This is a genomic window from Pseudomonas sp. (genome assembly GCF_030696055.1).
Taxonomy (GTDB): Bacteria; Pseudomonadota; Gammaproteobacteria; order Pseudomonadales; family Pseudomonadaceae; genus Aquipseudomonas.
Genome location: NZ_JAUYNP010000207.1, coordinates 1 through 23,317 on the forward strand (window position 1 = coordinate 1; position 23,317 = coordinate 23,317).

17 protein-coding genes are annotated in these 23,317 nt (G+C 63.6%); 9 read left to right on the plus strand and 8 right to left on the minus strand.

Translation table 11 applies throughout. The features are described from left to right. A partial coding sequence (locus Q8Q83_RS11900) for an acyl-CoA dehydrogenase family protein (protein ID WP_305623970.1) occupies window positions 1–655 on the plus strand: 655 nt, incomplete at its 5' end. A gap of 219 nt (window positions 656–874) precedes the next feature. Further along, window positions 875–4,087: a DUF1631 family protein gene (locus tag Q8Q83_RS11905; RefSeq protein WP_305623972.1), complete on the plus strand. Its 3,213-nt coding sequence runs from the start codon at window positions 875–877 to the stop codon at window positions 4,085–4,087. Window positions 4,088–4,108: 21 nt separating this feature from the next. Here Q8Q83_RS11905 and Q8Q83_RS11910 read toward each other — a convergent pair whose 3' ends face one another. From Q8Q83_RS11910 to xthA, 4 genes are all read right to left on the minus strand, one after another. Then, entirely contained in the window at window positions 4,109–4,285 is a 177-nt protein-coding gene (locus Q8Q83_RS11910; RefSeq protein ID WP_305623973.1) for a hypothetical protein, read from the minus strand. A gap of 10 nt (window positions 4,286–4,295) precedes the next feature. Beyond that, a complete protein-coding gene (locus Q8Q83_RS11915) occupies window positions 4,296–5,276 on the minus strand; it encodes a TerC family protein (RefSeq protein ID WP_305623975.1) in 981 nt (326 codons plus the stop codon). A gap of 173 nt (window positions 5,277–5,449) precedes the next feature. After that, window positions 5,450–6,832 carry a phosphate ABC transporter substrate-binding/OmpA family protein gene (locus Q8Q83_RS11920; RefSeq protein WP_305623977.1) on the minus strand — a complete coding sequence of 461 codons (1,383 nt, stop codon included), beginning with the start codon at window positions 6,830–6,832 and terminating at the stop codon, window positions 5,450–5,452. Between the two features lie 178 nt (window positions 6,833–7,010). Beyond that, a complete protein-coding gene (gene xthA / locus Q8Q83_RS11925; protein WP_305623979.1) occupies window positions 7,011–7,823 on the minus strand; it encodes an exodeoxyribonuclease III in 813 nt (270 codons plus the stop codon). 311 nt (window positions 7,824–8,134) lie between these two features. Here xthA and Q8Q83_RS11930 point away from each other — a divergent pair, with 311 nt between their 5' ends. From Q8Q83_RS11930 to Q8Q83_RS11955, 6 genes are all read left to right on the plus strand, one after another. Further along, window positions 8,135–8,776 carry an N-acetyltransferase gene (locus Q8Q83_RS11930; protein WP_305623981.1) on the plus strand — a complete coding sequence of 214 codons (642 nt, stop codon included), beginning with the start codon at window positions 8,135–8,137 and terminating at the stop codon, window positions 8,774–8,776. 198 nt (window positions 8,777–8,974) lie between these two features. Further along, entirely contained in the window at window positions 8,975–9,475 is a 501-nt protein-coding gene (gene tpx / locus Q8Q83_RS11935; protein WP_305623983.1) for a thiol peroxidase, read from the plus strand. 237 nt (window positions 9,476–9,712) lie between these two features. Then, on the plus strand, window positions 9,713–10,936 hold the full coding sequence (locus Q8Q83_RS11940) for an MdtA/MuxA family multidrug efflux RND transporter periplasmic adaptor subunit (protein ID WP_305623985.1): 1,224 nt from the start codon (window positions 9,713–9,715) through the stop codon (window positions 10,934–10,936). Further along, complete coding sequence (locus Q8Q83_RS11945) at window positions 10,933–14,025, plus strand: MdtB/MuxB family multidrug efflux RND transporter permease subunit (protein WP_305623987.1); 3,093 nt, start codon at window positions 10,933–10,935, stop codon at window positions 14,023–14,025. The genes Q8Q83_RS11940 and Q8Q83_RS11945 overlap by 4 nt, the downstream gene beginning before the upstream one ends. 85 nt (window positions 14,026–14,110) lie before the next feature. Further along, entirely contained in the window at window positions 14,111–17,218 is a 3,108-nt protein-coding gene (locus Q8Q83_RS11950) for a multidrug efflux RND transporter permease subunit (protein ID WP_305623988.1), read from the plus strand. After that, a complete protein-coding gene (locus Q8Q83_RS11955) occupies window positions 17,215–18,690 on the plus strand; it encodes an efflux transporter outer membrane subunit (RefSeq protein ID WP_305623990.1) in 1,476 nt (491 codons plus the stop codon). Before Q8Q83_RS11950 ends, Q8Q83_RS11955 begins: the two co-directional genes overlap by 4 nt. Here Q8Q83_RS11955 and Q8Q83_RS11960 read toward each other — a convergent pair. The 4 genes from Q8Q83_RS11960 to Q8Q83_RS11975 form a co-directional block, all read right to left on the minus strand. Beyond that, a complete protein-coding gene (locus Q8Q83_RS11960) occupies window positions 18,664–19,854 on the minus strand; it encodes an MFS transporter (RefSeq protein ID WP_305623991.1) in 1,191 nt (396 codons plus the stop codon). The genes Q8Q83_RS11955 and Q8Q83_RS11960 overlap by 27 nt on opposite strands. Window positions 19,855–19,904: 50 nt before the next feature. Continuing rightward, complete coding sequence (locus tag Q8Q83_RS11965; RefSeq protein ID WP_305623993.1) at window positions 19,905–20,411, minus strand: disulfide bond formation protein B; 507 nt, start codon at window positions 20,409–20,411, stop codon at window positions 19,905–19,907. Between the two features lie 101 nt (window positions 20,412–20,512). Further along, window positions 20,513–21,046, minus strand: a complete 534-nt coding sequence (locus Q8Q83_RS11970) for an O-acetyl-ADP-ribose deacetylase (protein WP_305623995.1) — start codon at window positions 21,044–21,046, stop codon at window positions 20,513–20,515. 80 nt (window positions 21,047–21,126) lie between these two features. After that, on the minus strand, window positions 21,127–21,318 hold the full coding sequence (locus Q8Q83_RS11975; RefSeq protein ID WP_305623997.1) for a hypothetical protein: 192 nt from the start codon (window positions 21,316–21,318) through the stop codon (window positions 21,127–21,129). A 327-nt stretch (window positions 21,319–21,645) separates the two neighbouring features. Between Q8Q83_RS11975 and katG the strand changes: the two genes are divergently transcribed. After that, a partial coding sequence (gene katG, locus Q8Q83_RS11980; RefSeq protein WP_305623999.1) for a catalase/peroxidase HPI occupies window positions 21,646–23,317 on the plus strand: 1,672 nt, incomplete at its 3' end.

Sequence of the window (23,317 nt, forward strand, 5' to 3'; positions counted from 1 at the left end):
CCAGCAGCACTCGATGATTCTGGTGCCGATGGACGCGCCAGGGGTGAAAGTGCTGCGCCCGCTGCCGGTGTTCGGCTACGACGACGCGCCCCATGGCCACGCCGAAGTGCTGTTCGACAATGTGCGGGTGCCTTACGAAAACGTGTTACTGGGTGAGGGTCGCGGCTTCGAGATTGCCCAGGGTCGCCTCGGCCCAGGCCGTATCCACCACTGCATGCGCTCCATCGGCATGGCAGAACGTGCGCTGAAGTTGATGTGCGAGCGTGCGGTCAACCGTACCGCCTTCGGTAAACCCCTGGCGCGCCTGGGCGGCAATATCGATCACATCGCCGACTCGCGTATGGAGATCAATATGGCGCGCCTACTGACGCTAAATGCCGCCTATATGATGGACACAGTGGGCAACAAGATCGCCGCCAGCGAAATCGCCCAGATCAAGGTGGTCGCGCCGAACGTCGCACTCAAGGTGATCGACCGCGCCATCCAGATCCACGGCGGCGCCGGGGTCTCCAACGACTTCCCGCTGGCCTACTGGTACGCCATGCAGCGCACCCTGCGCCTGGCCGACGGCCCGGACGAAGTACACCGCATGGCCATCGGCAAGTTCGAGATCGGCAAATACATGTCCAAGGACATGGCCAAAGCCAGCCGTTAAACGCTGAACTCCAGCCGTCAGTAGCAAACGCCAAGGCCCGCCATTGCGGGCCTTGGCGTTTTTGCTTTATTCATCGCCACCCGTTCGGCTGCCACAGCGACAAGCTGGCGGCCTGTAGTGGCCTGCTTAATACGATATGCGGTCTATAGTGGTAGAGCGATAACAGGGTCATTACAGGATGTGGGGGAAGCTATGCAGATGCAGCAGCGCTCTGCAGTGATGAATGCATTGTGTCAGGCCGTCAGCACACATTTGCCCCCCTGCCTGGAGGGCCTGTTTGATGCAACGGCTCGAGCGCTGAAAGAACAGCGCTTGTCGGCGCGCAGTAATTTCGAAGCCCAAGGCTGTGAGGACTTTCTGCGCCTGTGCATAGCCCTGCGCGAGCGTGCCATTGCAGAAACCATCGAAGCCATCCTGGCCCTGCTGCCCTCCGGCATCACCCCGCAGGCGGTGGCGCCCTCGAGTGGCAGCGAGTGGCAGCTGGTCGATGATGCCGAAGTGGAGGAAATGCTCGAGGCCCGCCGTCTGGTGCGCCAGTTGCGCGAACCCCTGGGCGTCATGGAGTGGCGCAGCTGCGCCAGACTGAATGCGGTGACCGGAGCGGCGGCCAAGGACCGCGAGAGTCCCCTGTCGTTGGAGTTTATGGTGCGCGCGCTGCAGGCACGCCTGCATTTGCGCGAGCAGTTGCCCATGGTCCGTGAGCTCTTCTACGCGGTGGCGGCGAAGGAACTGGGTCATGTGCTGCACGCCTATTTCAAGCAGCTGGATACGGTCTTCGGCGAATTCCAGATCGAGCCGCGGGTCGACCCGGTCGTGCACCCGGCCCAGGAGCGACAACGCGCGCGCGCGGCCCGGGAGCCGGACGCACCCTACCAGGCGATTCAACACTTGCGCGCGGTGGGCTCCGAGGCCACGGTCGATGCGCATGCCACTGGCGAAACTGCCGCCGCGCCAGCGGTAGATGGCGCGGCGCTGCAACAAGCACTGGCCCAGGTGCAGAGCCTCAGCCCACCGCCGGAAGGCTGGTCGGCCCAGGGTTTTCTGCGCGAGCTGAGCGCGGCCGGGGCGGCCTTGTCGCCGCGCCAACGCGACGATGCCGGGGTGGTGGCCGAGTTGTTCCAGCATATCGAGCAAGAGGAGGTCATAGCCCAGGATATCAAGCCGGCGCTGCGCCGCCTGATGGTCCCCGTGGCCCAGGCCGCCATGCTCGAATCTGCGGCCTTTGCCGATGCGACCCATCCGGTGCGCGCCACCCTGGACAAGCTGATACGCCTCTGTGATTTCTCCGATCCGCCCAATCACGCCCTGGAAAACCGCGTACAGCAGCTGATTGAAGGGATAGTGCAGGATTATCAGGGCGACAGCGCGGTGTTCAGCCAATGCAATCAGGAGCTCGAGCATCTGCTGGCCCTGCAGCAGCGTGCCTACAACAACAATGCCGACCGCGTGCGTCAGTACAACCGTGGCCGTGATGCCTTGGAGCACGCGCGGGAACAGGTCGGCCGCGAACTGGGCAAGCTGTTTGGCAGCCACGCTCCCAAGGTGCTGCTCGATTGGCTGGAGGTGGGCTGGCGCGAACTGCTGGTGCACGAGCTGATCCGCCATGGGCCGGAGAGTGGTGAGTGGCTGGACGACCTGGCGGTTATTCGCCAACTCAATGGCTGGTTGCAGACAGCGCCGAACGCCGAGAACGGGGAGCTCGATCCCGTCGAGCGGGCCTATGAGTCCGGGCCGATATTGGAGTTGCTGCGCAAGCGCATGGAGAGTTTCCTGCCGGGTCAGTACCGGCATACCCCAGTGCTCAAGCAATTGCAGCAGCAACTGCTGGGCGAACAGGCAGTCGAGCTGGTTGGCATGCTCGAGCTGCCGCCCGAACCGCCCGTGCACAGTCTGGAACCGGCCTTGCAGCGTTGGCGCGAACGGGTGCAGCAACTCAGCGAAGGCGACTGGCTGGTGACGCAGCGGGGTCAGCACCTGCAGTTGGTCTGGGCCAATGCGGACAGCGATCACTACGTCCTGGTCGACCGGCAAGGGCGCGAAGCCGGCAGTTTCACCGCCCACGAGTTGATGAACCAGCTTGCCACCGGCTGGATAGGCACCTCGGCGCCCGAGGGCCAAGGGGTGATTCAGGACCACCTGGAGAACATAGTCGGCAAGCTGTACCGCGATATTGCCTATGCCCGCAGCCACGACGAGCTGACCGGCCTGCTCAATCGCCGCAGTTTCGAGGCCGCAGTGGCGCAGGCGCTGGCCAGCAGCGAGCCCAGCGCCTTTATCTACGGCCATATCGACCAGTTCAGCGTGCTCAATTCCAGCTTCGGCCCCTTGGCCGGCGATACCTATCTCAAGCACACCGCCAGCCTGCTGACCGCGCAGCTGCCAACGACTGCGACCCTGGCGCGCATCGGCGGGGTGGATTTCGCCGTGGTTCTGCCCCAGGCCGACGTCGTTCAGGCCAGCCAGCTGGCCGAACAGCTGCGCGCCACCATCGAGGCCAACCCACTGGAATGGCAGGGCCACTCGCACGGCGTGACCATGAGCCTGGGCATAGTGCTGACCAGCGAGTGCCACGACGTTATCAACCTGTTCCGCGACCTGCAGATGGCCTGTAATACCGCCAAGGAAGCGGGACGCAACCGGGTGCATATCTACAGCGATGACATCGACGGCGCGCGCACCGGCTTGATGGCCATAGCCGGGCGCGTGGACGATATAGTCGAGCGTGGCGAACTCAGCCTGCGCGTGCAGCAAATAGCCCCGGCCGCACTAACGGATAAGCAATTGCCGCACTATGAAGTGCTGCTGGTGATGCAGAACGAACTCAATCTGCTGGACTTTATCAGCGCCGCCGAGCGCTATAACCGCATGACCAAGGTCGATCGCTGGGTGCTCAAGCGGGTGTTCAGCGAGCTGGCGCAGCACCCCAGTATCTGGGAGCAGTGCAGTGGCCTGTCGATCAACCTGTCCGGCAGCAGCCTGAATGACGACAAGCTGCTCGAGTTTATCGAGGCCCTGTTCGAGGACTATCCGGTACCAGCGGAGAAAATCTGCTTCGAGTTGACTGAAACCGCCGCCGTGGCCAACCTGACCAAAACCGCCGACCTGGTGCGTTACCTGCAGCGCTTTGGCTGTACCTTCTCCATCGACGATTTCGGCACCGGGTTCTCCTCCTACGAGTACCTCAAGCGCCTGCCGGTGGACTACGTGAAGATTGACGGCAGCTTCGTCAAGGAAATCGAGCGCTCGCCCAGCGATCTGGCCATGGTCAAGTCGATCAACGAGATCGCCCATGTGCTGGGGCGCAAAACCATTGCCGAATACGTCGAAACAACCAGCATCCGCGCGCGCCTGGCTGAGCTGGGGATCGACTATGTGCAGGGCTATGGCGTACAGCTGCCGCGACCGTTAGGCGAGTTTCTCGCCGGCTGCTAGCGCTGGGCGAATTTAGTCTGGTTACGGGGCGTGGCTATCGCTCTCGGCGAGTTGACGCAGCCACTGCAGGCGTTGATGCAGTTGGGCGGCAAAGGTGCGCGCCGCCAATTCTTCATGAAAGGTCAGCCCCCGCGGCCCCATGCGCACCTGCCACAAGGTGCGGCCATGGCGCTGCAGGGCCTCGATCCGTACATCCATTCAGTTCCCCTTAAGCCGACTTGTCGCGGGTCTTGAGCAAGGACAGCAGCACGCCGCCGGCTAACAAGGTAAAGGTTACGCTAAGGGATACCAGAGCTGGAATCTTGCCGATGAAGCCTTGCAGGAAAATCTTCCCGCCGATAAAGATCAGCACGAGCGCCAGCGCGTATTTCAGGTAGATAAAACGGTGCATCAGCGCGGCCAGGGCGAAATACAGCGAGCGCAGGCCGAGAATCGCAAAAATATTCGAGGTGTAGACGATAAAGGGGTCCTGGGTAATGGCGAATACCGCGGGCACGCTGTCCACGGCGAACAGCAGATCGGCCAGTTCGATCAGCACCAATGCCAGCAACAGCGGGGTGGCGTAGAGCAGCTGCCGACCCGCGCCGGGGTCGTACAGGTGCACGAGAAAGCGCCCATCGTGCAGCTCGGCGCTGACGCGCAGATGCCGGCGGAGAAATTTCAGCAGCGGGTTTTGCGCCAGGTCCGGGTGCTGTTCCTGCCGGCTGAACAGCATCTTCACCCCGGTCAGCAGCAGGAAGATGCCGAACAGGTAGAGCATCCACTCGAACTGCTGCAGCAGCGCCGTGCCCAGACCTATCATCAGCGCGCGCAGTACTATGACCCCGAGAATGCCCCAGAACAGCACGCGGTGCTGATAGCGCCGGGGAATGGCGAAGAAGCCGAGGATCATCGCCATGACGAACACGTTGTCCATGGACAGCGATTGTTCGATCAGAAAACCTGTGTAGAACTCCAACGCCTTGGTCGCGCCTAGCTGCCACCAGACCCAGCCACCGAACAGCAGGCCGACGCTGAAATAGCCGCTGTAGAGCAGCAGGCTTTCACGCATCTCGATTTCATGCTGGTCGCGGTGGAGCACGCCGAGGTCGAGTACCAGCAGCCCCAGGACAATGGCCATAAAGGCCAGCCAGAACCAACTGGGGGTGCCGAGAAAGGGGCTGGTTAGAAAGGCATGTAGAGCGGTCATGGGCCCTCCCTGTCGTCTGCCTAAGTTGAGAATCAACTTAGTGACTCCGACATCACGGTAAACAAGTCACCGTCAGAGGGGCCCGGCGTCACATACGCATAAGGCTAGAGCGGATGCGCCGGTACGGCAAATGCCCGGACGTTACAGATTCTTACCCGGGCATGGCGCGTCGATCAGTAAACCCAGACTTCGACCCGGCGGTTCTTACTCCGGCCCTCATCGATCTGGTTGCTGGCCACGGGCATCTCGCCACCAAAGCCATGCAGTTTTTCGATTAATACATCCGCCTTGGACAGTTCTCGACGCACCACCTGTGCACGCCACTTGGAGAGAATCTCGGCCCGCGTTGCACTGGCATGGGGATCGCCAAAGCCAACCAAGACGACCTTGCGATGGGTTTTTTGCTGTACCTGCAGGTATTCGAGCAACCGACCCAGGTCGCGCTGCGCTTTGTTGTCTAGGTGGGTACTGCCTTCCTGGAAGCGGAAGTTGACGGTCAGACGCTGTGCCTGATGGGCCAGTTCCTTATAAACGGCGGGCAGTTGGCTGCTGGCATTGACCCTCATCGTGCGCACGGTCTGGGCAATAAAGCCGTTAGCCTCGACTATGGATTGGCCTTTGTCACTGTGGGCAAATTTCAGCAGCGCCTGGGCCCAGGGGTTTTGCACCTGCGGCGAGTTGTAGAAGAACAGACGGCGCGACAGTGGATAGTCCTCGGTGGCGATTAGCGTGGCGCTGGGCTGCATGGGTAGCGAGTCGCCGGCGGCAATCGCCACGGCCTTGGCTTGACGTATATAGGGCAGGCCGATAAAGCCGATGGCGTTGGGGTCCTGGCTGACCGCGTCGGAGAGTTTCTCGCTGGACTCGAAGCGTTTGGCTTGCGCAGCCAGTGCCTTGCCGTTGGTGCTGAGCACCAACTCCTTGAAGGTGTCGAAGGTGCCGGACTTGTCATCGCGGGCGTACAGGCTGATGGGGCCGGCGGGGGCGCCAAGCTGCGCCCAGTCGCGAATCTCCCCGGCGAAGATCTGCGCTAATTGTTCGGTGCTCAGGGCGCTGAGCGGGTTGCTCGGGTGCAGGATAATCGCCAGGCCGTCGAGGGCGATGATCTGCTCGGCCCTGGGACTCTTCAGATCGCCCAAGGCCGCCAGGCTGGTCGCCTCGCTGTCCTTGATCGGGCGCGAGGAGGCGGCCAGATCGGCGCTGCCATCCGCCAGGGCGGTAAAGCCGGTGCCCGAACCGTGGGCGGCCACTTCGATGATCACCCGTTGCCCATCGGCGGTCTTGCCGATCACCTTCTGCTCGTTCTCGGCGTCGCCGGCCTCGATACGAATGGCGCTCAGCCCTTGCTCTTCCATTAGTCCCTTGACCAGCGCCGGCCCGAGCCGTGCGCCTATGGTGTTGGAACCCTGGATGCGCAGCACGCTGCTGTTATCGGCGGGTATCGGCAGGGCGGCGAATACCGACCAGGGCAGGGCATAGCAGATGGAACCCAACAGCAGAAAGCTAGCGGTACGCAGCCAGGTATCGAGGGCGGACGTGGAGGGAGCGCGCGACATGCGGCAAACACCTTGTGGTGAATGAGAGTGGCACGACGATAAGACAAAAAAGTGACTGCAATATGACAGTCACTGATCCTTATGCAGTGCTCTAACCCGAGGCTTTAGCACGGAAACCAAGTTGTGTAGCCCGGATGCAATCCAAGGCAGCTACAGCCGGGTCATTGCGGACTGGATGTCAGCTAAGCGCCAGCCAGATCGGCGCGTGATCCGAGGGCTTCTCCATACCGCGCAGTTCATAGTCGATGCCGGCGTCCTGGATGCGCGCTTGCAAGGCCTGGGAGGCGAGGATCACGTCGATACGCAGGCCGCGCTTGGGTTCGTCTTCGAAGCCGCGGCTGCGGTAGTCGAACCAGCTGAATCTATCCTTCACCGCCGGGTTGAGCTGGCGGAAGCTGTCGACCAGGCCCCAGCTTTTCAGGGTGGCCAGCCATTCGCGTTCTTCCGGGAGAAAGCTGCACTTGCCGGTTTTCAGCCAACGCAGGCGGTTGGGCTCGCCGATGCCGATATCGCAATCCTCGGGGGATATATTGATATCGCCCATCACCACCAGCGGCTGCTCGGTCTTGAACTGGCTAAGCAGCAATTGCTGCAGATCCGCATAAAAGCGCTGCTTGGCGGGGAACTTGGTCGGGTGGTCGCGGCTTTCGCCCTGGGGGAAGTAGCCGTTCATCACGGTCATCGGGTTGCCCTGGGCATCGGCGAAGGTGCCATAGATAAAGCGCCGCTGGGCGTCTTGCGTATCACCGGGAAAGCCCTTGTGCAACTCCAGCGGTGCCTGGCGCGAGAGCAGGGCGACGCCGTAATGGCCTTTCTGGCCGTGGTAATGCACGTGGTAACCCAGTTGACGAATCTCCGCCTCGGGGAACTGCTCGTCGGCCACCTTGGTTTCCTGCAGGCCGATCACATCGGGTTGATGTTTCTCGATCAACGCCGCCAACTGATGAGGGCGCGCACGCAGGCCATTGATATTGAAGGAGACGATCTTCATGGGCGGCAGTCCTGGGTTTGGCTCGGGAAAGCTGGCGATGCTAGCCGATTAGCTGGGGGGCGGCCAGCTGTCTGGCGGCCATCCGATAGCGGTGCTACCTTGGCCCCAGAGCCTGTTTACGATCTGCTGCGCGTCGGCCATCCGGCGTTAAAAACAGCCTCGGAATGCTCATTTACAGCTCGTAAACTGCGCTTCCTCGGCGTTTTGACCAGCCTTCGGCTGTTACTACGTAGCGCCTTGTCTGACTCTAGCTCGCGAGATCGTAAACAGGTTCTTAGGCCCGATAAATACACAAGAATAGAGGTCAGCCTATGCCCAACAGTCCTGCTGAAGTTCGTATGCTCGATGGCGGTTATGCCCGCGAGGCGCGCTCGCTGCTGTATCACGCCTACCGCCATGACCCGACCTTCGCCTACCTGTTCGAAGCCGAGCGTCCCGGCTATGACCAGCGCGTGCGCGCCACAGTGCGCGAACTGGTGCAGCAGCACTTCGGCGAGGACTTGCCGGCCATCGGCCTGCTGATCGACGACCGTCTGATCGGCATGGCCCTGATCGCCCCACCGCAACGGCGCATGGACATCACCGAGAGCTGGAACTGGCGCATGCGCATGCTGCTGACCACCGGCTTTCGCTGCACCAAGCGCTACCTCGAGTACCACGATGCGGTCATCGCCTGCCTGCCGCCTGGGCCTTACCACGTGCTGCCGCTGCTGGGCGTGCACCCGGAATACCAGGGCAAGCACCTCGGCGAGCAACTGCTCGAGGCGCTGCACAACTGGTGCGCCGAAGATGCCGGCTCGCAAGGTGTGGTGCTGGATACCGGCAACGCCCATTACCTGGACTTCTACAAGCGCCAGGGTTACCAGGAGATAGGTGAGGTGGCGGTCGGGCCCATTATCGAGCATGTGTTCTTCCACCCCAGCCCGCAGCCGGCGATCAAGGCCAGCGCCTAGCTATTCAGACTTGGCCCTCTGGTAAAACTGAGCAGGGTTATTTCGTGGAAAATTTATCAGTCGTGGCGCTCAACGCTACAGTCTGACTCGCCGGTCAGTTACTATTGCGCGCCGATTAAGGGCCTGAGACTTGCCATTTGGCGGGCTCACGGCCTTACTTATTTACCGCTCTCAACTTCGCAGAAAAGGATCGCTCCCATGGCAAAAGTCACTCTCAAAGGCTCCCCGGTAGAAGTCGCCGGCCAACTGCCGCAAGTCGGCCAGAAAGCCCCGGCCTTCACCCTGGTTGGCGCTGGCCTGGCCGACATCAGCCTGGAAAGCCTGGCTGGCAAACGCAAAGTGCTGAACATCTTCCCCAGCGTCGACACCCCGACTTGCGCCACCTCGGTACGCACCTTTAACGCCGGTGCCAGCAAACTGGATAACACCCTGGTGCTGTGCATCTCCGCCGACCTGCCGTTCGCCCAGGCGCGTTTCTGCGGTGCCGAAGGTCTGGATAACGTGCTGAATCTGTCGACCATGCGTGGTGCCGACTTCCTCAAGAACTACGGCGTAGCCATCGCCAGCGGCCCGCTGGTCGGTGTTGCCGCCCGTGCCGTGGTGGTGCTGGATGAAAACGACAAGGTGCTGCACAGCGAGCTGGTCAGCGAAATCGCCGACGAGCCGGACTACGTCGCCGCCCTGGCCGTACTCAAGTAACGCCTGGCAATAGAGCGTCGAACGGCCTGCTTAGCAGGCCGTTTTTATTGGCCTGCCATCCATGGCGGTCACCCTTCGGGCCGTCGCTGCGCGACGTTAAATATCCCTCCCGACCATTTTTTATTTGTGGATCAGACATTTAGTAACCCGAGGGAAAGGTAAATAGGCGGTAAAGAGGCTTTGCTTGCTGGCTGATAGTGCTTATCGTTCAGCCTCCCCAAGCAAGTGATCGTTGCCATGCCTGATCCACTACTTACCGCCCGTTCAGCTAAACAGTCGCGCCAATGGTTGCTTGGCCTGCTTATGCTTTCGGCCATCATCCTGCTGATCTACTGGTTCTGGCCCAGCCCTGCTGCCCCGCAGCGTGGCGGCCACTGGCGTGACGGCGGACCGGTGCCGGTGCGCGTGGCGACTGTCGGTCAGGGCGATTTTGCCCTCGAGCTCAAGGCCCTGGGTACCGTCACCGCCTATAACACCGTAAATGTGCGCAGCCGGGTGGAGGGCGAGCTGGTCAAGCTGCTGTTCAAGGATGGCCAGCAGGTCAAGGCCGGCGATCTGCTGGCGGTGATCGACCCGCGCTCCTACCAAATCGCTCTGCAACAGGCCCAGGGCAAGTTGCAGGAGAGCCAGGCGCAACTGCAGAACGCCGAGCTGGACCTGGCGCGCTACCGCGGCCTGTATGCCGAAGACTCCATCGCCAAGCAGACCCTGGATACCCAGCAAGCCCTGGTCAATCAATACAGTGGCAGCCTCAAGAGCCTGCAGGCGGATGTCGCCACGGCGCGGCTGAACCTGGACTTCACCCAGATCCGCGCGCCCATTGGCGGCCGTCTCGGCTTGCGTCAGGCCGATGTGGGCAATCTGCTCAGCGCCGGCGATGCGCTGCCCCTGGTGGTGATCACCCAGACCCTGCCGATTGCCGTGCTGTTCAGCCTGCCGGAAGCCGAATTGCCGGCCGTGGTCCAGCCACTGCGCGCGGGGGACAAGCTGCTGGTCGAAGCCTGGGACCGCAGCGAGCGGGTGAAACTGGCCGAAGGCCAACTGGAGAGCGTCGACAACCTGATCGACACCGCCACCGGCACGGTCAAGCTCAAGGCGCGTTTCGAAAACGCCGAAGAACTGCTGTTCCCCAACCAGTTCGTCAATGTGCGCCTGCGGGTTAAAACCCTGGAAGGCGTCACCCTGATGCCCTCGGCCGCCCTGCAATTCGGCGCGACCGGCACCTTCGCCTATGTGCTAGACGCCGAGGACAAGGTGCAGCTGACGCCTATTAGCGCCGGCCCCAGTGATGGCCAGCTGACCGTGGTTGCGAGCGGGCTCAACCCGGGTGATCGCCTGGTGCTGGAAGGCACCGATCGCCTGCGTTCGGGCAATAAGGTCGAGGTGATCGGCGATACGCCGGCCACCGCGCAGAACGGCCAGGAAGTGCCAGACACTGGCCGAGCGCCGCAAGTCCAATGAACGCCTCGCGCCTGTTTATCCTGCGGCCGGTCGCCACCACGCTGCTTATGCTGGCGATCTTCCTCAGCGGTTTGATCGCCTACCGCCTGCTGCCGGTGTCGGCCCTGCCGGAGGTGGATTACCCGACCATCCGCGTGCTGACTCTCTATCCAGGTGCCAGCCCGGATGTGATGACCAGTGCGGTGACCGCCCCCCTGGAGCGCCAGTTCGGCCAGATGGCAGGCCTTAAGCAGATGTCCTCGACCAGCTCCGGCGGCGCCTCGGTGATCACCCTGCGCTTCAACCTGGAGGTACGCCTGGATGTGGCCGAGCAGGAGGTGCAGGCGGCGATCAATGGCGCGAGCAATCTACTGCCGGGCGACCTACCGGCACCGCCGGTGTACAACAAGGTCAACCCGGCCGACACCCCGGTGCTGACCCTGGCCATCAGTTCGAAAACCCTGCCGCTGCCCCAGGTATTCGACCTGGTCGACACCCGCCTGGCACAGAAACTGGCGCAAACCAGTGGCGTCGGCCTGGTCAGCCTGGCCGGCGGCCAGCGCCCGGCGGTGCGCTTGCGGGTCAACCCGCAAGCCCTGGCGGCCTACGGCTTGAACCTCAGTGACGTGCGCACGCTGATCACCGCGAGCAACGTCAATCAGCCGAAGGGCAACTTCGACGGCCCGACCCGGGTGTCGCAGCTGGATGCCAACGACCAGCTGAAATCCGTCAACGAGTACCGCGAGCTGATCCTCGACTACCAGAACGGCGCCAGCCTGCGCCTAAAGGATGTCGCCACTATCATCGACGGCGCCGAGAACCAGCGCCTGGCCGCCTGGGCCAACCGCAGCGAGGCGGTGCTGGTCAATGTGCAGCGCCAGCCCGGCGCCAACGTGATCGAGGTGGTCGACCGCATCAAGCAGCTGCTGCCGAGCCTGACCGAAGGCCTGCCGGTCAGCGTCGAGGTCAGCGTGCTGACCGACCGCACCGAGACCATCCGCGCCGCGGTAAAAGGGGTGCAATACGAGCTGCTGCTGGCCATCGCCCTGGTGGTGCTGGTGACCTTCCTGTTCCTGCGCAAGCTGTCGGCCACCCTGATTCCCTCCATAGTGGTGCCGCTGTCGCTGATCGGCACCTTCGGCGTGATGTACCTGGCCGGTTTCACCCTCAACAACCTGACCCTGATGGCCCTGACCATAGCCACAGGTTTCGTGGTGGACGATGCCATCGTCATGCTGGAAAACATCGCGCGCCATCTGGAGGAGGGCGAGACCCCGCTGAATGCCGCGCTCAAGGGCGCCAGGCAGATCGGCTTCACCCTGATCTCGCTGACCATCTCGCTGATCGCCGTGCTGATTCCGCTGCTGTTTATGGCCGACGTGGTGGGGCGCCTGTTCCGCGAGTTCGCCATCACCTTGGCGGTGGCCATCCTGATTTCCCTGGTGATCTCCCTGAGCCTGACGCCGATGATGTGCGCGCGCCTGCTCAAGGTGGAAAAGCCCGAGGAGGAGGGCCGTTTCTACCGCGCTGCGGGCGCCGTGATCGATGCCATGATCGCCCGCTACGGCCTGTGGTTGCAGTGGGTGCTTAAGCGCCAGCCGCTGACCCTGCTGGTGGCCATCGCCACCCTGGGGCTGACCGTGCTGCTCTATCTGGCGGTGCCCAAGGGCTTCTTTCCGGTGCAGGACACTGGGGTAATCCAGGGTATTTCCGAGGCGCCGCAGTCGATTTCCTTCCGCGCCATGAGCGAGCGTCAGCAGCGCCTGGCCGAGGTGATACTGCAGGACCCGGCGGTGGCCAGCCTGTCGTCCTATATCGGCGTGGATGGCGATAACCCGACGCTGAACAGCGGTCGCGTGCTGATCAATCTCAAGCCGCGCGCCGAGCGCGATGTGACCGCCAGCCAGGTGATCGAACGCCTGCGTCCGCAGCTGGCGCGCCTGCCGGGCATCGAGCTGTACCTGCAACCGGTGCAGGACCTCTCCATCGAGGACAGAGTCAGCCGCACCCAGTACCAGTTCAGCCTGGAGTCGCCGGACCTGGCGCTGCTGGAAGAGTGGGTGCCCAAGCTGGTTGGCGCCTTGCGCGAGCAGGCGGAGCTTACCGATGTCGCCAGCGACCTACAGAACCGCGGCCTGCAGGTGTTCCTGCAGAACGACCGGGATATGGCCGGGCGCCTCGGCGTGAGCATCGCCGATATCGATAACGCGCTGTACGACGCCTTCGGCCAGCGGCAGATTTCCACCATTTACACCCAGGCCAGCCAGTACCGCGTGGTGCTGGAAAGCCAGGATGCCGGCAGCATAGGCCCGGCGGCGCTGCGGCAGATCCACGTCAAGGCCGCCGACGGCCAGCAGGTGGCGCTATCGAGCCTGGCGCGCATCGAGGAGCGCGCCGCCAGCCTGCTGACCAACCATATCGGCCAATTCCCGGCCGCCACCCTGTCGTTCAATTTGGCCGAAGGCGTGGCCCTGGGCGAAGCGGTGGCGGTGATCGAGCGGGTGCAACAGGACATCGGCCTGCCGGGCGGGGTGCAGAGCCAGTTCCAGGGCGCGGCAGAAGCCTTCCGCGCCTCCTTGTCGAGCACCTTGCTGCTGATCCTGGCGGCCATAGTCACCATGTACATAGTGCTGGGGGTGCTCTACGAGAGCTATATCCACCCCATCACCATCCTCTCGACCTTGCCCTCTGCCGGCGTCGGCGCGCTGCTGGCCTTGCTGCTGACCGGCAACGACCTGGGCCTGATCGCCATCATCGGCATCATCCTGCTGATCGGCATAGTCAAGAAGAACGCGATCATGATGATCGACTTCGCCCTGGACGCCGAACGCAACCAGGGCATGCAGCCCGAGGCGGCCATCTACCAGGCCGCGCTGCTGCGTTTCCGCCCAATTCTGATGACCACCCTGGCCGCGTTGTTTGGCGCCATCCCGCTGATGCTGGCCAGCGGCTCCGGCGCCGAACTGCGCCAGCCGCTGGGCCTGGTGATGGTCGGCGGTTTGCTGCTGAGCCAGGTGCTGACGCTGTTCACCACGCCGGTGATCTACCTCTACTTCGATCGCCTGTCGCGGCGTATCAGTGGCCGTAGCGCAGCGGGGGTGGCGGTATGAGGGTTTTGCGTAGGAGCCAGCTTGCTGGCGATCGTGGGCAACACAGAAGCATCGCCAGCAAGCTGGCTCCTACAGGGGCTGTGCTGTGAACCTGTCCGCGCCCTTTATTCGCCGCCCCGTGGCCACCTTGCTGCTGAGCCTGGCGATTCTGCTGCTCGGCGGCGTCAGCTTCGGCCTGCTGGCGGTGGCGCCGCTGCCGGAGATGGATTTCCCCACCATCACCGTGCAGGCCAGCCTGCCCGGCGCCAGCCCGCAGATCATGGCGTCGAGCGTGGCCACGCCGCTGGAGCGCTCGCTCGGCACCATCGCCGGCATCAGCCAGATGAACAGCCGCAGCAGCCAGGGCAGCACGCGGATCATGCTCCAGTTCGAACTGGACCGCGACATCAACGCCGCCGCCCGCGAGGTGCAGGCAGCCATCAATGCGTCGAGTGAGCTGCTGCCCAGCGGTATGCGCAGCATGCCGACCTACCGCAAGGTCAACCCGTCGCAGGCACCAATCATGGTGCTGTCGCTGACCTCCAAGGTGCTCAGCAAGGGCCAGCTGTACGACGTGGCCGCCACCATCCTGGCGCAGAAGCTGTCCCAGGTCAGCGGAGTCGGCGAGGTGCAGATCGGCGGCAGTTCCCTGCCGGCGGTGCGCGTGGCCCTGGAGCCGCGCCTGCTCGACCAGTACGGCATCGCCCTCGACGAGGTGCGCCAGACTCTCAGTACGGCCAACGCCAAGCGGCCCAAGGGCGCGGTGGAAGAGGGCGAGCGGCATTGGCAGGTGCAGGCCAGCGACCAGTTGGACAAGGCCGCCGATTACCTGCCGTTGATCATCCGTTATCAGGACGGCGCCGCCGTACGCCTGGGCGATGTGGCCAAGGTCACGGATGACGTGGAGGACCGCTATAACAGCGGCTTCTATAACGACGAGCAGGCCGTGCTACTGGTGATCAACCGCCAGACCGGAGCCAATATCCTCGAAACCATCGCCGGTATTCGCGAGCAATTGCCGGCCCTGCAAGCGGTGATCCCGGCCAGCATCGAGTTGCAAGTGGCCATGGACCGCTCGCCGGTGATCCGCGCCACCCTGCATGAGGCCGAGCAGACCCTGCTGATCGCCGTGGTCCTGGTGATTCTGGTGGTGTTCGCCTTCCTCGGCCGCTGGCGCGCGGCGCTGATCCCGGCGCTGGCGGTGCCGGTATCCTTGGTCGGCACCTTTGCGGTGATGTACCTGCTGGATTTTTCCCTGAACAACCTATCCCTGATGGCGCTGATCATCGCCACCGGCCTGGTGGTGGACGACGCCATAGTGGTGCTGGAAAACATCTCGCGGCATATCGAGGCTGGCGAAACGCCCATGGCCGCAGCCTTGAAAGGCGCGCGGGAAGTGGGTTTCACCCTGCTGGCGATGAACCTGTCGCTGGTCGCGGTGTTTATCTCCATCCTGTTTATGGGCGGCCTGGTCGAGCGGCTGTTCCGCGAGTTCTCCATCACCCTGGCGGTGGCCATAGTGGTGTCGCTGCTGGTGTCGCTGACCCTGACGCCCATGCTCTGCGCGCGCTGGCTTAAGGGCGCCGAGTTGCAACAGCCGGACAATGCGTTGCGGCGTCTGGGCGCGCGTCTGCAAACCCGGGTGTTGGCGTTTTATAGCCGCAGCCTGGACTGGGCGCTAAAGCATTCCTTGCTGATGCTGTTTAGCCTGCTGGCGACCATAGCGCTGAACGTCTTTCTGTTTGTCAGCGTGCCCAAGACCTTTCTGCCGCAGCAGGACACCGGCCAGCTGATCGGCATGATCCGCGGCGACGACGGTCTGTCGTTCCAGGTCATGCAACCGAAGATGGAAATCTACCGCCGCGCCGTGCTGGCCGACCCGGCGGTGCATAGCGTGGCCGGTTTTATCGGCGGCTCAGGCGGTATCAGCAACGCCTTTATGATAGTGCGGCTCAAACCTATCACCGAGCGCCAGGCCAGCTCCCAGGAGGTGATCAATCGCCTGCGCCAGTCGGTGCCGCACGTGCCGGGCGGGCGCATGTTTCTGATGCCCGACCAGGATTTGCAGGTCGGCGGGCGCGAAGGGCGCAGCTCGGAGAACGAATATATGCTGCTGTCCGATGACCTCGAACAGCTGCGTATCTGGTTGCCGAAAGTGCGCGAGGCGCTGCGCGAGCTGCCTGAGCTGACCGATCTCGACGTCAAGGAAGTCGAAGGCACCCAGCAGATTCGCCTGCAGGTCGACCGCGACGCGGCCAAGCGTCTGGGCGTGGATATGGCGATGATCACCGCGGTGCTGAACAACGCCTTTAGCCAACGCCAGGTTTCCACCATCTACCAGCCGCTCAACCAGTACAGCGTGGTGCTGGAGATCAATCCGCAGTTCGCCCAGTACCCGGAAACCCTCGAGCAGATCCAGCTGATAACCGCAGACGGCGCGCGGGTGCCCTTGTCCAGCTTCGCCCGCTGGGAGCGCAGCCTGGAGGAAGACCGGGTGCACCACCAGGGCCAGTTCGCCGCGGAGAATATCGGCTTCGCCCTGGCCGAAGGGGTCAGCCTGGAGCAGGCCAGCCAGGCGATAGAGGCAACCGTGGCGCGGCTTAACCTGCCCACCGCGGTGCAGGGCGTTATGGGCGGTACCGGCGGTGCGTTCAAGCAGACCCAGCAGAACCAGCCGTGGATGATCCTGCTGGCCCTGGTGGTGGTGTATATCGTCCTCGGCGTGCTGTACGAGAGCTATATCCACCCGCTGACCATCCTCTCTACCTTGCCCTCGGCCGGTGTCGGCGCCTTGCTCGCCCTGCAGCTGATGAGCATCGAATTCAGCCTGATCTCGCTGCTCGGCCTGTTTCTGCTGATCGGCATCGTCAAGAAGAACGCCATCCTGATGATCGACCTGGCCCTGCAGCTGGAGCGCCAGCAGCAGCTGAGCCCGCAAGAGTCGATCCGCCGCGCCTGCCTGCTGCGTTTCCGCCCGATCATGATGACCACCCTGGCGGCCATTCTCGGCGCCGTGCCGTTGATGCTGAGCAGCGCCGAAGGCGCGGAGATGCGCCAGCCGCTGGGTATCACCATTGTCGGCGGGCTGGTCCTCAGCCAGCTGCTGACGCTCTACACCACCCCGGTGATCTACCTGTATTTCGACCGCCTGCGCCATCGGGTCAACCGCTGGCGTGGCGTGCGCACCGACGCTGCCTTGGAAACCCCGCTATGAAAGCTCTAGCTGCCTTACCCACTTTGCTCGCCCTGAATTTGGTTGTGGGCCTGGCCCTAAGCGCCTGCGCCATCGGCCCGGATTACCAGCGTCCTGAGTTATCCACCCCGGCGCAGTTTAAGCAGAGCGAAGGCTGGACCCAGGCCAAGCCCGGCGATGCCCTGGAACGCGGCAGCTGGTGGCAGCTATATGGCGACAGCGAGCTAAATACCCTGGTCGAACGACTAAGTATTTCCAACCAGAACCTGGCCGCCAGCGCCGCGCAATATCGTCAGGCCCGCGCCCTGGTGCGCGGTGCGCGAGCGGCGTTCTACCCCAGCCTGTCCAGCAGCGCCGGCGCCAGCCGTAGCGGGCAGGGCAGCGGCAGCCAACGTTCGTCCAGCGGCACAGGGTCGAGCGCCGCCGGCGTCTCCACCAGCTACGACCTCGGCCTAAGCGCCGCCTGGGAGCTGGATATCTGGGGCAAGCTACGCCGTTCCCTGGAATCCAGCCGCGCTGGTTACGAGGCCAGCGCCGCCGACCTGGCCGCGCTGAAACTCAGTCTGCAAGCCGAGCTGGTGCAGAACTACCTGCAGCTGCGGGTGCTGGACGATCAGCAGCGCCTGCTGGATGCCACGGTGGCGGCTTATGCGCGCTCGCTGAAGCTCACCGAGAACCAATACAACGCCGGCATAGTGCCGAAATCCGATGTCAGCCAGGCCCTGACCCAGCTGAAAAGCACCGAGGCCCAGGCCATCGACCTGAAGTGGCAACGCGCCCAGCTGGAGCATGCGATTGCCGTGCTGATCGGCGTGCCGCCTAGCGAGCTCAGCATCGCCGCGCGTGAGCAACTGCCGAGCCTGCCGCAGATTCCCGTGGCGCTGCCGTCGCAACTGCTGGAACGCCGCCCGGATGTGGCCGCCGCCGAGCGCCGGGTGATAGCCGCCAACGCCGAGATCGGCGTGGCCGAAGCGGCCTGGTACCCGGACCTGGCCATTTCCGCCAGTGGCGGCTATCGCGGCAGCAGCTTTGCCGACTGGGTCGAACTGCCCAATCGCTTCTGGTCCCTCGGCCCGCAGCTGGCCCTGACCCTGTTCGATGGCGGCGCGCGCAGCGCCGAGCTGGAACGCAGCGAAGCCGTCTACGAGCAGACCGTGGCGCAATACCGCCAGGCCGTGCTGGACAGCTTCCGCGAGGTGGAGGACACCCTGGTGCAGCTGCGCGTGCTGGAACAGGAGGCTGGGGTGCAGCAGCAGGCCCTGGACGCCGCCCGGGAATCCTTGCGCCTGATCGAAAACCAGTACCGCGCCGGCTCGGTCGACTTCAACAGCGTGGTCAGCGTGCAGGCCACCGCGCTAAGCAACGAACGCAGCAACCTCAGCCTGCTGGGCAGCCGCCTGACCGCCAGCGTGCAGCTGATCGCCGCCCTGGGCGGTGGTTGGCAAAACGCGCAGTTGCAGGCGGATTTAAACCAGTCGCCGCCTGCCCAATAGCAGCAGTAACGCCAGGGCGGCAAAGCCGGCGCCGGCGTAGAAGGTCGTCGCGGCGCCATAAAGCTGCCAGAGCCAACCGGCCAGTACGCTGGCCAGCAACAGCGCGACCCCGCTGACCAGGTTGAACAGGCCAAAGGCGGTGCCCTTGAACTCGGCGGGCGTGCTGTCCGCCACCAGCGCCGCCAGAATGCCCTGGCTAAACCCCATATGCAGGCCCCACAAAGCCACGCCCAGCAGCACCAGGGGCACCGATGTGGCATAGGCCAGTACCAGGTCGGCCAGGACCAACAGCAGCAGAGCGACGCTCAGCGGGGCGCTGCGGCTGACGCGGTCTGACCATTTACCCACGGGGTAGGCCGAGAGCATATAGAAGCCGGCCATCACCACCATCACCAGGGGCACCCAGGCAGCGGAAAAGCCCAGTTGCTGGGCGCGCAACAGCAGAAAGGCTTCGCTGAAACGCGCCAGGGTGAAGACCGCGCCTATGCCCACGACCCACCAGTAAGCGCCCGAGAACGCTTTGAGCAAGCCGAGGTGGATGGGTGCGCGAAAGGGCCGAGCCGCTCCTTCTTGTGGCTCTTCTCTGACCCCGACCAGCAACAGGCCTACCGCCAACAGCGCCGGGATCACGGCAAACCACAGCACCAGGGCAATATCCTGGGCGAACCACAGCATCAGCAGGATCGCCAGGATAGGCCCGAGAAAGGCGCCCACCGTATCCATCGACTGGCGCAGGCCGAAACAGGCGCCACGGATGGCCGCCGGCGCCACATCCGCGACCAGCGCATCGCGCGGCGCGCCGCGAATGCCTTTGCCGATCCGGTCGAGCAGGCGCGCGCTAAACACCAGCTCCGCCGAGGTGGCCAGGGGAAACAGGGGCTTGGTCAGCGCGGCGAGGCCGTAGCCGAGCAGCAACAGGCCTTTGCGCCGGCCGATAAAGTCGCTGAGCGCCCCGGAGAACACCTTGACGATCAAGGCGGTGGCCTCTGCCGCGCCCTCGATCAAGCCGACGGTCAACATGCTTACGCCCAGGGTGCCCACCAGAAACAGGGGGAGCAGGCTGTGCACCAGCTCCGACGACATATCCATAAACAGGCTGACCAAGCCCAGGGCCCAGACCGTACGTGGGATGCTGCGCTTCGATTGTGCGGCCAGCAGGTCCATAAAGTTCACCGAGGCGGTTAAACGACTGCTGCGGATAGATTCCCTACCGATTAGCGCCGAAAGCGCAGGGCCCGCCAGGCGCTAAACAGCATCAAGCCGAACAGCAGGGCGACGCTGAGCAGGGTCCAACTGGTAAAGGGCAGCCCGAGGATGCGGTAGTCGTTCTCGCCACAGACCCCGGCGCTCATAAACACATCCGGCAGGTACTCATGCAGGGGCAGGTAGAAGGCATAGAAGGGGAAGGGCGAGCAGCTAAAGCTATCCAGCACGCCGGTCTCGATCAGCACCAGATGAGTATTGTCGTATAACGCCATGCCACCCGCGGCCAGCAGCAAGGGCCAGAACGGCAGGGTCAACCAGCGTTGGCCGATCGCCTCGGCCGTAAGTATCAGCAGGCTGATCACTCCGCCACAGAGCAGCCACAGGCGGATCTGCACGCACAGGGTGCAAGGCTCCCAGCCGAACTGGTGCTGCAACAACAAGGCACCGCCGAGCATGGCGAAGCAGGCGACTGCGATCAGGGCGAGCAGCGGGATAGGGGATTGCTGGCGAATCATGTAAATCTCCGAGAGAGCCTGGCGCAGGCTTAAAGCATTCGGGAAAGCGGGGCAAGCAGCAGTGGCGAATCTTGCCATAGGCTTGGCGTGAAAGCTCTGCTCTAGGGCGAAGCTGACGGGCTAGGCGCAGCGTCGAGCAGGCGTTGGTAAAGCTGCAGGTCGTGGGCCGAGAAACAGCAGAAGATCACCTCATCCAGATGGCCGAAGGTCTGCAGCGCTTGCCGCACCGAACTCACCGCGACCTGGGCCGCGAGTTCAAGCGGGTAGCCGTAAATACCCGTGCTGATGCAGGGGAAGGCCAGGCTGCGGATGCCCTGGGCAGTAGCGATCTCGATCGAGCGGCGATAACAGGACGCCAGCAGTTCGGCCTCCGCCTGGTTGCCACCATGCCAGACCGGCCCGACCGTGTGGATGACATAGTGGGCGGGCAAAAGGTAGCCCTGGGTCAGCTTGGCCTCGCCGGTCTGGCAGCCGCCCAGGCCACGACAGGCCTCCAGCAACTGCGCTCCGGCGGCGCGATGAATGGCGCCGTCGACGCCGCCACCGCCGAGCAGCGAGGCGTTCGCCGCGTTGACTATGGCCTCAACCGTCAGGGCCGTGATATCGCCTTGCACTGCGCGCAGAGTGGTTGTCATTGTGTGACTCCTGGCAGGCCGGGTTAGACGGCGGAGGTCGAGGGCTTCTGGATAATCACGGCCAGTTCCCCCGGCATCTGTTAGCGCTTGAGCAGCGACGAATCCAGCTTGTTGAAGCAGTCCACTATCCGCTCGCGGGATACTTCGGCAAAGGCCTTCTGCGTCAGTTCCACCAGCACGGCCGGCTTGACCCGCCCGGAGCGCAGCTGGCGCTGCATATAGGCGAAAACTTCCGCGTCGCTGGCCGGTTCTGCTTGGCTTGGTTGGTCCATGTTGTTATCGCTCGTTGTCTGCATACAGGGTTGAATTGAAACAGCAGGTTTGGCTCAGGATTTTGCTGGCATTAGTGACGCTCCACCAGCCTAAGTTTTAGGCCTTTTTCAGCAGCCTTCTGCCCTGGGCGGACACTGATAAGCGGCGAGACTCGCTAAAAACTATGGCGCTCAAAAGCGCCTACGAAAGCGAGGTCGATGCCCCCCGCTTATGGCTGCAGATTCCCTGGCTACTATAAAGCCCATACCTAAAACCTATTTGCTCGGTTGGTACCCAGACTCCAAGCTGGGGCACCTGGTTAGGTGCAAACAAAAAAGGAGAGAACCATGTCAAACGAAGCAAAGTGCCCATTCGCGGGCGGCGCTAAACACACAGTGGCTGGTGGAGCCCCGACGAACGCTGACTGGTGGCCCAATCAACTCAACTTGAAGATCCTGCACCAACATTCCTCACTGTCCAACCCCATGGACGAGGCGTTCAACTATGCCGAGGCGTTCAAGAGCCTCGACCTGGATGCGGTGATCGAGGACCTGCGTGCCTTGATGACCGATTCCCAGGACTGGTGGCCTGCGGACTATGGCCACTACGGGCCGTTCTTTATTCGCATGGCCTGGCATGCCGCGGGTACCTACCGCATCGCCGATGGTCGTGGCGGCGCGGGCACCGGCGCGCAGCGCTTCGCCCCCCTCAACAGCTGGCCGGACAACGGCAACCTGGACAAGGCGCGCCGGCTGCTCTGGCCGATCAAGCAGAAGTACGGCCGCAAGCTGTCCTGGGCCGACCTGCTGGTGCTCACCGGTAACGTCGCGCTGGAATCGATGGGCTTCAAGACCTTCGGCTATGGCGGCGGCCGCGCGGATATCTGGGAGCCGGAGGAGGACATCTACTGGGGCCCGGAAGGCAAGTGGCTGGACGACCAGCGTTACAGCGGCGACCGCGAGCTGGAGAACCCGCTCGGTGCGGTGCAGATGGGCCTGATCTACGTGAACCCGGAAGGCCCCAACGGCAATCCGGACCCGCTCGCCTCGGCGCGGGATGTCCGCGAGACCTTCGCCCGCATGGCGATGAATGATGAGGAGACGGTTGCGCTGGTTGCCGGCGGCCACACCTTCGGCAAGGCGCACGGCGCTGGTGACCCGGCCAACGTCGGCCCCGAGCCCGAAGGCGCGGGCATCGCGGAGCAGGGCCTGGGCTGGAAGAACAGCTTCGGCAGCGGCAAGGGCGAGCACACCATCACCAGCGGCATCGAGGGCGCCTGGACGCCCGACCCGATCAAGTGGGACAACGGCTACTTCGAGACCCTGTTCGGCTACGAGTGGGAGTTGACCAAGAGCCCCGCAGGCGCCCACCAGTGGCAGCCCAAGGAACCGGCCGCGGCGACCACCGTGCCGGACGCCCATAACCCGGCCAAGCGCCACGCGCCGATGATGACCACGGCCGACATGGCCATGCGCATGGACCCGGCCTACGAGAAGATCTCGCGGCGCTTTATGGCCAACCCGCAGGCATTCGCCGACGCCTTCGCCCGCGCCTGGTTCAAGCTGACCCACCGCGACATGGGCCCAATCGCCCGCTACCTGGGCCCGCTGGTGCCTGCGGAGGTGCTGATCTGGCAGGACCCGATACCGGCCGTGGACCACGCCCTGGTCGATGTGCAGGATATCGCGGCGCTGAAGGCCAAGATCCTCGCCTGCGGCCTGTCGATTTCCCAGCTGGTCAGCACCGCCTGGGCGTCGGCGTCCACCTTCCGTGGCAGCGACAAGCGCGGCGGCGCCAACGGCGCGCGCATTCGCCTGGCCCCGCAGAAGGACTGGGCAGCGAACCAGCCGGCCGAACTGGCCAAGGTTTTGCCAAAGCTGGAAGCGATCCAGCAGGACTTCAACGCCTCAGCATCCGGCGGCAAGAAGATCTCCCTGGCCGATCTGATCGTGCTGGGCGGCTGCGCCGCCGTCGAGGCCGCGGCGAAGAAGGGCGGCGTCGCTGTCACCGTGCCATTCA

Coding starts and splice junctions, on each gene's coding strand:
- Q8Q83_RS11905 (WP_305623972.1), top strand. CDS start 875: ATGAATGCATTGTGTCAGGCCGTCAGCACACATTTGCCCCCCTGCCTG.
- Q8Q83_RS11910 (WP_305623973.1), bottom strand. CDS start 4,285: ATGGATGTACGGATCGAGGCCCTGCAGCGCCATGGCCGCACCTTGTGG.
- Q8Q83_RS11915 (WP_305623975.1), bottom strand. CDS start 5,276: ATGACCGCTCTACATGCCTTTCTAACCAGCCCCTTTCTCGGCACCCCC.
- Q8Q83_RS11920 (WP_305623977.1), bottom strand. CDS start 6,832: ATGTCGCGCGCTCCCTCCACGTCCGCCCTCGATACCTGGCTGCGTACC.
- xthA (WP_305623979.1), bottom strand. CDS start 7,823: ATGAAGATCGTCTCCTTCAATATCAATGGCCTGCGTGCGCGCCCTCAT.
- Q8Q83_RS11930 (WP_305623981.1), top strand. CDS start 8,135: ATGCCCAACAGTCCTGCTGAAGTTCGTATGCTCGATGGCGGTTATGCC.
- tpx (WP_305623983.1), top strand. CDS start 8,975: ATGGCAAAAGTCACTCTCAAAGGCTCCCCGGTAGAAGTCGCCGGCCAA.
- Q8Q83_RS11940 (WP_305623985.1), top strand. CDS start 9,713: ATGCCTGATCCACTACTTACCGCCCGTTCAGCTAAACAGTCGCGCCAA.
- Q8Q83_RS11945 (WP_305623987.1), top strand. CDS start 10,933: ATGAACGCCTCGCGCCTGTTTATCCTGCGGCCGGTCGCCACCACGCTG.
- Q8Q83_RS11955 (WP_305623990.1), top strand. CDS start 17,215: ATGAAAGCTCTAGCTGCCTTACCCACTTTGCTCGCCCTGAATTTGGTT.
- Q8Q83_RS11960 (WP_305623991.1), bottom strand. CDS start 19,854: ATGGACCTGCTGGCCGCACAATCGAAGCGCAGCATCCCACGTACGGTC.
- Q8Q83_RS11965 (WP_305623993.1), bottom strand. CDS start 20,411: ATGATTCGCCAGCAATCCCCTATCCCGCTGCTCGCCCTGATCGCAGTC.
- Q8Q83_RS11970 (WP_305623995.1), bottom strand. CDS start 21,046: ATGACAACCACTCTGCGCGCAGTGCAAGGCGATATCACGGCCCTGACG.
- Q8Q83_RS11975 (WP_305623997.1), bottom strand. CDS start 21,318: ATGGACCAACCAAGCCAAGCAGAACCGGCCAGCGACGCGGAAGTTTTC.